Genomic DNA, 12,030 nt, shown 5'->3' on the forward strand with positions numbered 1-12,030 from the left:
TCCCCATCCTGCTCCCCTCTCCCGATTGCGGGGAAGGGGCATCCCAATCACGAAAAGAGAGGGCGGTATGAAAAAAACAACAGCGAAAATACTCCAATCAGGGTGCGCGCTGCTCGCGGTTGCGACCCTGGCGACAGAATTACAGGCCGCGCCGAATTACGGCGAGGCGCTGCAGAAATCCATTTATTTCTACGAGGCCCAGCAGTCAGGCCCCATCCCGGGGTGGAATCGCAACGAGTGGCGCGGCGATTCCGGCATGAGCGACGGCGCCGACAACAATGTCGATCTGCTGGGCGGCTGGTACGATGCCGGCGACCATGTGAAATTCGGTTTCCCGATGGCCGCCACTGCGACCATGCTCGCCTGGGGTCTTCTGGAAAACCGCGAGGCCTACGAGCAGACCGACCAGCTGCCGCACATCCAGAACAACCTGCGTTTCGTGGCTGACTATTTCGTCAAGGCGCACACCGCGCCGAATGAACTCTGGGGCCAGGTGGGCAACGGCGGAACCGACCACGCCTGGTGGGGCGCGGCGGAAGTCATGCCCATGGCGCGGCCCTCGTACAAGGTCGACGCCAACTGCCCCGGCTCCGACCTGGCCGGCGAAACCGCCGCGGCGCTGGCCGCCATTGCCATGGTGTTCGAATCCACCGACGCTGCCTACGCGGCCAGTCTGCTCAATCACGCCGAGCAGCTGTACAGTTTTGCCGACAACTACCGCGGCAAATACAGCGACTGCATCACCGATGCCGGCAGCTACTACAACTCCTGGAGTGGCTACAACGACGAACTGGTGTGGGGCGCCGCCTGGCTCTACCGCGCCACCGGCGACCAGGGTTATTTAAATAAGGCGCAGAGCTACTACGCGAACCTGTCCACTGAACCCCAGCAGTCGATCAAATCCTACCGCTGGACCCACGCCTGGGACGACAAGAGCTACGGCAGCTATGTGCTGATGGCCCAGCTCACCGGCGACGCCGAGTACCGCGCCGACGCCGAGCGCTGGCTGGATTTCTGGACCAGCGGCTACGAGGGCAACCGCGTGACCTACACCCCTGGCGGCCTCGCCCACCTGGACCAGTGGGGCGCTGCCCGCTACGCGTCCAACACCGCCTTTATCGCGCTGGTGTATTCCGATTACCTGGCCTCGGCGGATCCCGGCAATGCGCGCGCGCAGACCTACTACGACTTTGCCGTCAGCCAGATGGAATACCTGCTCGGCGACAACCCGATGAACATGAGCTACCAGATCGGCTACGGCAGCGTCTATCCGCTATCGCCGCACCACCGCACCGCCCACGGCTCCTGGAACGACAGCCTGCAGGACCCAGTGGACAACCGCCACACACTGGTCGGCGCCCTGGTCGGCGGGCCCGATGCCAATGACAATTTCCAGAACGACCGCGGCGACTATGTGCTGAACGAAGTGGCCACCGACTACAACGCCGGATTTACTTCCGCGCTCGCGCGCCTGTGGCTGGATTTCGGCGGCAGCCCCATTCCGGAGGCGCAGTTCCCGGCACCGGAAACCCGGGACCTGGAACTCTTCGCGGATGCCAAGCTGAATTCCAGCGGTCCGCGCCACACCGAGATCAGCTCCTATGTGCACAACCACACCGCCTGGCCGGCGCGGGTCACCGACAACCTGAGCCTGCGCTACTGGATTGATATTTCCGAACTGGTGGATGCCGGCTACGGCGCCGAAGACCTGATCCTCACCAGCGCCTACAGCCAGGGCACCGATTACACAGGCCCTCATCCCTGGGGCGATCCGGCAGACAATATTTTCTACGTGGAAGTGTCCTTCGCCGGCGTGGACATCTATCCCGGCGGTCAGTCCGCGTCGAAAAAGGAAACCCAGTACCGCGTCGCCGTACCCGAGGGCGCGCCCTGGAATCCGGACAACGATCCCTCCTGGGACGACTACACCGGCAGCCACAAACAGGCGCCGCTGATCGCCCTCTACGACAAGGGGCAACTGGTGTGGGGCCAGGAGCCGGGCGGCGGCTGCGGCGGCGACACCGGGGTCAACTGCGCACCCAGCGCCAATGGCCAGAGCCTGTCCACCCCCTTTGAGACGGCCCTGTCCATTACTTTGAGCGGCAGCGACAGCGACGGCACCATCGCCGGCTACACCCTGGCCAGCGGCCCGGCCAACGGCAGCCTCGACGGCAGCGGCGCCAGCCGCCTGTACACGCCGGCGGCGGGTTTCTTCGGCAGCGACAGCTTCACCTTCACCGTCACCGACGACCAGGGCGCGACTTCGTCGCCGGCCACGGTTTCCATCGAGGTGGAAGCGCCGGAAATTCCCGCGGTCAATATTTCCAGTCCCGCGGACGGAGCGCGCTTTACCCTGGGGGCGGACATTCCGGTGCAGTACAGCCTGCAGAACGCCGAGGGCGTCAATCTGTACCTGGATGGCGCGCTGGTGGCGAGTGGCAGCGGCTCCGGAACCCTGACGGCACCGGCACCCGCGCAACCCGGCTTCTACCAGCTGGAAATCATCGCCACCGAGGGCGGCCAGGAGCTGGGTGCGAGCGACAGCGTCACCGTGGAAGTCTACGAGGCGCCGGCGGGCAGCCTAAGCTGCAGTGTCGGCCAGGTGGACGACTGGGGCGCGGGCTTTGTGCTCAACAACGTGACCGTCACCAACGACGGCAGTGAACCGGTAAACGGCTGGTCGGTGCTGCTGGACTTCGGCCAGCCGGTGAGTATCAGCAATTACTGGAACTTGAGCCTGTCGTCCACCAGCGGCAGCCAGCTGAGCGGCGGCGACGCCGGTTACAATGGCCTGCTGCAGCCGGGTGAGAGCGCCAGCTTCGGTATGCAGGGCTCGCCGGGCAATCTGGGAACGGTGACTTGCATCGCTGAGTAGCTCTGTAGGAGCCTGCCTGCAGGCAGGCTCCTACAGGTATCATTTGGCTCAGCCAGATATTTCACTACCAGAGCAATAAGAAGAGGAAATTCAGAGTGTACACACCAGCGCTTTTTCGAGAATGGGGAGACTTTCCGTGTACGGTCGCGTAGCGGATCCGGCGGCGCTGGCCGCCGCAGAGAGGGCAGGGGGATGGATTACCGACCGCGCCTGGCTCTCCGGCCTCGCCGGCGCGCTGGCGGTGGTCCTGTGCGCGGCCTGGTTCAACAGCCGCCAGGTGTTGAGCCGCGGGGTCTCCATCGGCGGCTGGCAAGTCGCGGACAACCGGTTGGACAGCATACTGGCGGCGCTGGTTTTCTGCACCGCGATAATGCTGCTGGTCGAGTTTATGCGCCTGCGCCTCTGGTATGGCCGGCAGTTCTTTTGCGTCGATCCGGCACTGCGGCGCGGCGACTGGCTGAAATTCCTGTTGGCCTCACTGCTGCACTACGGCGTCTACCTGGCCCTGCTGGGACTGGTGGTCTTTTTCTTCCACAGTGCCGGCGAGTACGGCTTCGCGCGCAAGCACCCCTACTACCAGCCCTGGTTCCGCCTGCTGGAACTGGCCTGGAGCGCCTGGCTCTGGGGTGGCCTGCCCTATGTGCTGCTGACCCGCGCCCTCAAGTATTCGCGGGAGGCGGACCGGCTGGATCTGGCGCACACGCTGCTGAAACTGTCGCCGCTGCTGGTATTCAGGCGCCCGGCCTTTGACGACGCCGATCGCAAGAACCTGCGCGCGCTGCTGGTAAAGCTGTTTTTTGCCCCGCTGATGACGGTCTTCTTCGCCGACCAGTTCCCGCACCTGGTGAACAATATCGGCTACCTGTTCGACGGCCTGCCCGCGGCCATCGCCGAGAACCGCTACAGCCACCGGCAGTTCAACCTGGATTTCTTCAACCTTTCAGTGGCCCTGGTGTTTTCCATCGACGTGGCCCTGGCCTGGTGCGGCTATATGGTGTCCAGCCGCTGGTTCGGCAACCAGACGGTTTCCGCGGAGCCGACGCTGCTCGGCTGGTTGGTGTGCCTGGTGTGCTACCCGCCCTTCCAGATGTTCCTGGGCCTCTACTACGGCGCGCCCGGGGAGCGGGAGGTGCTGCAACTGGGCGAGCCCTGGGTGGCGACCCTGTTCACGGCGATGATGCTCGCCAGCTACCTGGTGTATATGGCCGCGACCGCCCACTTCGGCGTGCGCTTCTCGAACCTGACCCACCGGGGAATCATCCGCACTGGCCTCTACGGCCTGGTGCGCCACCCGGCCTACGCGGCGAAGAATTTCGCCTGGTGGTGCGTGATGTTCCCGGTGATCGCGTACCGGGGCTTCAACGGCGACTGGGAACTGGCGTTGGCGCAGGTGCTGGGCCTGCTGCTGATGACCTGGATTTACTACTGGCGGGCGATCACCGAGGAGCGGCATTTGAGTGCGGACCCGGACTACCGCGAATACTGCCAGCAGGTGCGCTACCGCTTCGTGCCGGGGCTCTGGTAGTGAATTGTTGGAGTTCGCGGGGCTCACTCCAACCTACAGGGACTCGATCAGGCCCACGTAGGTTGGGCTGAGCTCTGCGAAGCCCAACAGTATGCAGGGCGGATAACGTCCAGCGCATCCGCCGCGCCGGTCGGTGGATGCGCTGGACGCTTATCCACCCTACATGGCTTTAAAAGTTTCCTCACACGGGGAATTTTTTTTGAAACGAAAAAAATAATCATATTTATCTCAGGAAATTGATTTTCGCAGTTGCGCCGCGCCCCGTGGAAGCGCGCCGCAGAGTTACCCCTCCTCCACGGCTACAAAACTGAAAATCAGCGAGAGGAGAAAACGATGGACCTCAGAAAACTATCGATGGCAAGAGTGGCGACGGGAATGGCGGCCGGCCTGCTGGCCCTGAGCCTTTCGTCGTCGGCAATGGCCGCACCCAGCGAGCAGTACGTGTGGAAAAACGTGCGCATCGACGGCGGCGGCTTTGTGCCGGGAATCATCTTCAACCGAGCCGAGCCCAACCTGATCTACGCGCGCACCGATATCGGCGGCGCCTACCGCTGGGACCAGGGCGCGCAGAAATGGATTCCGCTGCTCGACTGGGTCGGCTGGGACAAGTGGGGCTGGAACGGCGTCATGAGCCTGGCCACGGATCCGGTGGACCCCGACCGCGTCTATGCAGCCCTGGGCATGTACACCAACGGCTGGGATCCGAACAACGGCGGCATTGCGCGCTCCGCGGATCGCGGTGAAACCTGGGCCGTTACCGAGCTGCCGTTCCATATCGGCGGCAATATGCCCGGGCGCGGCATGGGCGAGCGGCTGCGCATAGACCCCAATGACAACAGCACCATTTACTTCGGTGCGGAGGGCGGCAACGGACTCTGGCGCAGTACCGACTATGGTGTCACCTGGTTGGAGGTGAGCAACTTCCCCAACCCCGGCACCTACGCCCAGGACCCGAACGATCCCAACAACTACCTCAACCAGCTACAGGGGGTTGTCTGGGTCACTTTCGATCCGTCGTCCGGCACGCCGGGCCAGGGCAGCGACGTCATCTACGTGGGGGTGGCGGACCTGAATGAATCCCTCTACCGCTCCACCGACGGCGGCGCCACCTGGGAGACCATTCCCGGCGCGCCCGGCGGAACCATTCCCCACAAGGGCGTCTATGACGAAGTGAACGGCGTCCTCTACGTGGCCACCAGCGATACCGGCGGCCCCTACGACGGCGGCACAGGCGCGGTGTGGAAATTCGACGCCGCAACCGAGACCTGGACCGATATCACCCCGGTCAGCGGCGACGATCTCTACTTCGGCTTCTCCGGCCTCACCATCGACCGCCAGGACCCGGACACCATCATGGTGGCCTCACTGAATTCCTGGTGGCCGGACATGATCCTGTTCCGCTCCACCGACGGCGGTGCCAACTGGACCCGCATCTGGGACTGGGACGGCTACCCGAACCGCAGCAAGCGCTACGCGATGGATATCAGCAGCGTGCCCTGGCTCACCTTCGGCCAGAATCCGCAACTCCCGGAGGAGACACCGAAGCTGGGCTGGATGAACGAGTCGGTGGAAATCGATCCGCACGATTCCAACCGCTTTATGTACGGCACCGGCGCCACCATTTACGGGGCCACCGACCTCACCAACTGGGACAGCGGCGGCACTGTCACCATCCGCCCGATGATCGAGGGCCTGGAGGAGACCGCGGTGCTCGACCTGGCCAGTCCCCCCAGCGGCGCCGCGAATATTTTTTCCGCACTGGGAGATATCGGCGGCTTCAAACACCTGGACCCGGATGCGGTGCCGGACCTGATGTACACCGCGCCCTATCTGACCAGCACCACCGGCATCGACTTCGCCGAACTGGATCCCAACACCATGGTGCGGGTGGGCAATGCCGACGAGGTCCATATCGGCGTCTCCACTTCCGCCGGTGACAGCTGGTGGCAACCGCAGGAACCGGGCGGCGTTACCGGCGGCGGCAATGTGGCCATGAGCGCGAACGGCGGCACCATCGTCTGGAGCCCGGAAGGCGCCGCGGTGCATTACTCCACTACTCTCGGCAGTTCCTGGAGCCAGTCCGGCGGCGTGCCCCAGGGCGCGCGGGTGGAGAGCGACAGGGTCAACCCGCAGACCTTCTACGCCTTCAGCAGCGGCAGCTTTTATATTTCCACTGACGGCGGCGCGAATTTTGCGGCCACTGCCGCCAGCGGCCTGCCGGAGTCCGGCAAATTCCTCGCCGCGTCCGGCCGCGAGGGACACCTATGGCTCGCCGGTGGCGGTGTCGGTGGAGATGGCAGTGCGGTCACCGGCCTGTGGAGCTCCACCGACGGCGGTGCCGGCTTCAGTAAAATTGCCAGCGTGGAGGAGGGCGTGAATATCGGCCTGGGCGCCCCGGCGCCGGGTGCGGATTACCAGACGCTCTACCTGGTCGGCACCGTGGACGGCGTCACCGGCGTATTCCGTTCCACCGACGAGGGGGCCAGTTGGGCGCGCATCAACGACGACCAGCACCAGTACGGCAATATGGGCGAGGCCATCACCGGCGATCCGCGCATTTTCGGCCGCGTCTATCTCGGCACCAACGGCCGCGGCCTGCTGTACGCGGACCCGGTGGGCGGTGGTTCCAGCTCCTCGTCCAGCAGCTCCGGTTCGTCGGGCAGTTCCTCTTCCAGCTCGAGTTCGTCCAGCAGTTCCTCCAGTTCGAGTTCCTCGAGTAGTTCCTCTTCGAGCAGCTCCAGCAGTTCATCGAGTAGCAGCTCCTCCTCGTCTTCCAGCTCCGGCGGATCCGGCGACCTCACCTGCACCGTCGACTCGCTGAACGACTGGGGTGGCGGCTTTGTGCAGAACTTTACCGTCACCAACAACGGCAGCGCGCCGGTGAGCAGCTGGACGGTGCAGCTGGATTTCGGCCAGGCCGTGACCATCACCAACTCCTGGAGCGTCAGCCTGGACTCCACCAACGGCAGCCTGTTGAGCGGCGGCAATGTGGACTACAACGGCAACCTGCAGCCGGGCGCCAGTACCGGTTTCGGCATGCAGGGCGAACCGGGCAACCTGGGTGCGGTGACTTGCACCGCCCAGTGAGCTTGTAACCGCAATAAAGCAGTCCGGGGCCGGCGCAATGCCGGCCCCGGTTTTGCCATTGTGATTCCCTCTCTTTTCCTGCTTTGGCGGGACACTGGTATCCCGATTGGGTATCCTCAGTGACCGGAGGCCGTATACACACGAAGAGACACGGCAATGACAATAGGGAAAGTTATCCGATGGCCAAATTTGTATTCCGATCGCTGAAGACCTGCCTTGTCTTTTTACTCGGGTTTTGCTGGATTTCCACATCTACTGCCGCCGCAGAGAAACCGCTCAGCGCGCGCGACTACGGCGCCTTGCCCACCATCAGTATGATGAGCATCTCGCCGAACGGCGATATGGTCGCCTTCCGCAAGGCGGGCGGGCACCGCGATCTCGTCCTTGTCGTCTCCCTGAAAGACAGGAAAAGTGTGGCGGCGTTGGATATCAGCGAGATAACGCCGCGCAACCTCTATTTCGCCACCGAAGACGAGCTGATCCTGGTGGTCTCTGAGGTACGCAGCGTGCGCGGTTACCGCGGCACCCTGGACCTGAGTACCGCCTACGCCTACAACCTGCGCGAGCGCGAGCTCCGCCAGCTGTTGACGCCGGGGGACGTGATATACAAGGGCCAGACCGGGCTGGGGCGCATTCTCGGTCTTTCCCCGGACCGTAAATATGTCTATATGCCGGCCTATGTCGGGGAGTCCTACGACCAGAACCCGGATATGTCGGTGCTGCGGGTGAAACTGGATTCCCCGCGCCGACCCAGGGTCCACTTCGACGGAAAAAAACAGTCGCTGGATTTCTTTCTCGACAGGCAGGGGGAAGTGATCGCCCACGAGATTTTCGACAACCGCAGGAACAGGCACACCTTGCTGGCCAGGCAGGGTGACGACTGGAAGGAAATCTATCAGCGGGACACCGAGGTGCCGGAAATTTCCATCGTGGGAATTTCCCCGGACTGGGAATCCCTGGTAATACTGGGCAACAACGGCGCTACCGGCCGCGAGGACTACTTCACCCTGTCGCTGGTGGATGGCGAAATCAGCAATGCCGGCTTCGGGCGCGCCGATGCGGATATCGAAGAGGTCATTACCGGTCTCGACCGGGTCGTGTGGGGCGTGCGCTATTCCGGCTTCTCACCCAGCTACAAGTTCTTCGATGCGAAGCTGGACAGGCGCATGGCGGAGATCCAGGCGATTTTTCCCGAACAATCCGTGTGGCTGCACGACTGGAGTGACGGCTGGAGGGACCTTGTCGTCTACGTCGAGGGGCCCAACTTTTCCGGCAACTATTACAAATTCAGCAGGGGTGCGGAGCCGGTGCAACTGGCGGCGGCGCGGCCGCAGATCAGCGAGGCGGATATCCACCCCATCGGCAAGGTCACCTATCGCGCCCGGGACGGATTGCAGATTCCTACCCTGCTGACCATTCCGCGGGGCAAGCTGGGCGACATGAAGAACCTGCCTGCGGTGATGATGCCCCACGGCGGCCCGGGCGCCTACGACCATATCGGCTTCAACTGGATGGCACAGGCGCTGGCGAACCGCGGCTACCTGGTGATCCAGCCGCAGTTCCGCGGCTCCCGCGGCTTTGGCCAGGCCCACTACAGGGCGGGCCAGGGCGAGTGGGGGCGGAAGATGCAGGACGACGTCACCGACGCGGTGCACTTCCTGGTTGAAAAGGGTATGGTCGACCCCGGGCGGGTCTGCATCGCCGGCGCCAGTTACGGCGGCTACGCGGCCCTGGCCGGCGGTGCCTTCACGCCGGAACTCTACCGCTGCGTGGTCTCCATCAATGGCGTGGCCGACCTGCGCGACATGCTCAAATACGAGGAGAGAGAACACGGCAGGGACCACTGGGCGGTGGCATTCTGGGAGAACGCCATTGCCAAGGGGGAAACCTCCAAAGACAAGCTGGATGATATGTCTCCGGCGCAACACGCGGAAAACTTCCGCGCACCGGTGCTGCTGATTCACGGCGAACATGACAAGACTGTGGCCATCGGGCAGTCGAAAACCATGTACAAAAAGCTCAAGCGCGCGAAAAAAACGGTAGAGTTCATCAAGCTGGACGACGAGAACCACCACCTGCTGCAGGGGGAGACTCGCCTGCAGGCGATGGAGGCCATGGTGACGTTTGTGGACAAGCACTTGCAACGGTAATCATTCGTTCATGGCGTGCAGCGCCGCATCCTCTCCATAGACCTCAAACTGGTACAGGGAGTAGCCCCAGCGGGTGGCGCGCTCCCTGCCGTAGAGCCTGACATGGCGGGCGTCAACCGGATCGAAATTTATGGTTTCCATGCCGCCCTCGCCGTCATTCCGGGCGTACACGGTGTTCCAGTTCTCCCCGTCCATGGATACCTGGATTTCGTAGTCGCGGCCGTGGGCGGCTTCCCAGGAGAGTTTCACCCTGTCTATGCGGTAGGGCTCGCCCAGGTCCAGGGCTATCCAGCTGGGGTCCCGGTAGTCGCTGGACCAGCGGCTGCCCGGGTCGCCGTCTCGCACGTAATTGGGGTCGGCGGTGAACTTGCGTTCCTCGTTGGAGGAAGTGTGCACGGAAACCCCGTGGTAGCGCGCCAGGTCGCCGCTGCCTTTCTCACGTACGGAAACATTGAATTCCGCTGTGTCCGCCAGGCCTCCGGGACCCTCGGCGCTGACCCGGATCGCCGTCGAGCCGGTTTCTCCGGCATCGAAATCCAGGCGGATGCGGTTTTCCCCGTCGATGCTGGCGCTGACCAGATCGGCATTGGAATTCCCGGCTATACGATAGCGGAGCGATGCCCCGGATGGGTGGTGGCCGATTTCATCCAGGTCGACGTAGTGCACCGCGGTCTCGCTACCGGCGGCAAAGACGCCGTCGCTGATCCTCTCCAGCAGCGGATAGCCCAGCAGCCAGCGCACGCTGTTTTGCAACAGCGCCCGGTAACCGGAGTTGTCCACCGCCTCCCGGCCGTGCCCCAGGGCCAGGCCCATCACCCTGCCTTTTCCCCAGCGGCGCTGCCAGAGCACCGGGTGGTGTTCGGAGCGGGCGATTACCTCCAGGTCATCGGTATTGGTCTGCACGAAATAGAGTTCGTCGCGAATGGAAAAATTCGCCAGACCGCGCACGATGGGATGCTGTGCCTGGTCGTTGTAGTCATAGCCGTACCAGGCGTCGAATGTGAACACCATCCGCTCGCTCAGGTCGTCGCCGCCGAGAAAGCGGCCGCCCATCATCTGCGGGTAGCGCTCCGAATTGAGGAAGGTTACCAGGCCGGAATGCATCGCCAGGTAGGTCTTTCCTTCGCCGACAAAGCGGTAGAAGGCGTCCAGCTGTCTTTTCGTGGGAGTCAGGAACATGGAGTTGTTAAGGATCAGCTGGTAGTGCGCGAGGTCCCGGTCGTTGAGCAATGACAGATCCTCGGTCACGGTGACTTCGGCGATGCCGGCCAGTATTTCCACAATCCTGTCGTTGTGGAATTCGTGTATCCAGGGCGGATAGGCAGGGTTGCGCTCTTCGCTGTTGCCGTTGCCGGTAATCAGCAGCACCCGCGGCGCCGACGCCTGGGCCGCGGCAGACAGGCCAATCAGTAATAGGCATACAAGATATTTCACGGTTTCCCCCTCTGTGATCGGGACAATGGTTTTGGCTGAGTCGGTACAGTGAGAGGAGAAACTAACGGCGGAGCCTGATCCGGTCTTGTAAAAATCCGAAGGGTTTAACGCAGATTGCAGAGATAGGCGCGGCTTTCCTCGTCTAGGAAAAAGCCGGTCAGGGGTTTGTCCATGCTCCAGTACTGTGAGGGGCTGACACCGGCGAGGGACTTGAAGTCCCGGTCGAAGTGGGCGTGGTCGTAGTAGCCGCAGCGCTGTGCCACCTCCGTCAACGAGAGGCGGGGATCGCCCAGGTACTGGAAGCTCTTCTGGAAGCGGATCATCTTTGCCAGCTGCTTTGGCGTCAGGCCCGTGTGCCGCCGGAATTGGGACTGCAGGTGGCGGTCGCTCACGCCGAGTTGCGCGCAGAGGCTGTCGATGTTCGGCGGTTCCGGCATAAACAGTTCGCGCACCGCCCGCTCCACCAGCCGGTAGCCGCGCCCCTGTGCGGCCGGGAATTGCAGCCTTTGCAGCAGGAAGCCTTCCATCTGTTGCACAAAGCGGCAAAACAGCGGCTGCTCGAAGACGCCGTCGACAATCCGCCCGAGATCGCCGCCAAACAGCGCGCACAGGTCGATCGACTGGTCCCTCAGGTCGTCAATGGATTCGCGGGTAAAGGGGGAAAAACTGTGGGGATAGAACTTGATCCCGAAGTAGCGCTGCCGCCCCTGGGTGAAAACCTCGTAGGACCGGGTCATCTGTCCCACCAGCTCCGCCGCGGGATTGGTGCTGGGCCCGCGGCCGTCGTCGCGCAGTACCCGCGTTTCCACATTGAAGATGATCTCCTGGCAGCCGTCCGGCAGGGTGCGGTCGCAGAGGCTTCCCGGCCGGGCGGCGTCTATCTCCCAGAAGCAGTTGATATAGGGGCGCAGTTCCGTCCTGGGTGCCTGTTCGCGGTAGTTGATCACGGACATTCTTCC

6 protein-coding genes are annotated in these 12,030 nt (G+C 63.1%); 4 read left to right on the forward strand and 2 right to left on the reverse strand.

Annotation, left to right across the window (positions count from 1 at the left end; translation table 11 throughout):
- The first annotated feature begins 67 nt into the window (after positions 1-67).
- The 4 genes from AC6R19_RS09955 to AC6R19_RS09970 all read left to right on the forward strand — a co-directional run bounded on the left by AC6R19_RS09955 (position 68) and on the right by AC6R19_RS09970 (position 9,637).
- Positions 68-2,875: a glycoside hydrolase family 9 protein gene (locus AC6R19_RS09955; protein WP_500579662.1), complete on the forward strand. Its 2,808-nt coding sequence runs from the start codon at positions 68-70 to the stop codon at positions 2,873-2,875.
- Positions 2,876-3,011: 136 nt separating this feature from the next.
- Complete coding sequence (locus AC6R19_RS09960) at positions 3,012-4,400, forward strand: methyltransferase family protein (protein WP_500579664.1); 1,389 nt, start codon at positions 3,012-3,014, stop codon at positions 4,398-4,400.
- 333 nt (positions 4,401-4,733) lie between these two features.
- Complete coding sequence (locus tag AC6R19_RS09965) at positions 4,734-7,487, forward strand: cellulose binding domain-containing protein (protein WP_500579666.1); 2,754 nt, start codon at positions 4,734-4,736, stop codon at positions 7,485-7,487.
- Positions 7,488-7,666: 179 nt separating this feature from the next.
- Positions 7,667-9,637 (forward strand): alpha/beta hydrolase family protein, encoded by a 1,971-nt coding sequence (locus AC6R19_RS09970; RefSeq protein ID WP_500579668.1) that lies wholly within the window; start codon positions 7,667-7,669, stop codon positions 9,635-9,637.
- Here AC6R19_RS09970 and AC6R19_RS09975 read toward each other — a convergent pair whose 3' ends face one another.
- Together AC6R19_RS09975 and AC6R19_RS09980 are read right to left on the reverse strand one after the other, a co-directional pair.
- The gene (locus tag AC6R19_RS09975; protein ID WP_500579670.1) at positions 9,638-11,071 is read right to left on the reverse strand and encodes a ThuA domain-containing protein; all 1,434 of its coding nucleotides are present in this window, start codon (positions 11,069-11,071) and stop codon (positions 9,638-9,640) included. It abuts the gene before it with no gap.
- A 104-nt stretch (positions 11,072-11,175) separates the two neighbouring features.
- A complete protein-coding gene (locus tag AC6R19_RS09980; protein ID WP_500579672.1) occupies positions 11,176-12,024 on the reverse strand; it encodes a DUF6597 domain-containing transcriptional factor in 849 nt (282 codons plus the stop codon).
- Between the last annotated feature and the right edge of the window lie 6 nt (positions 12,025-12,030).

It is taken from the genome of Microbulbifer sp. SE14 (assembly GCF_059834885.1).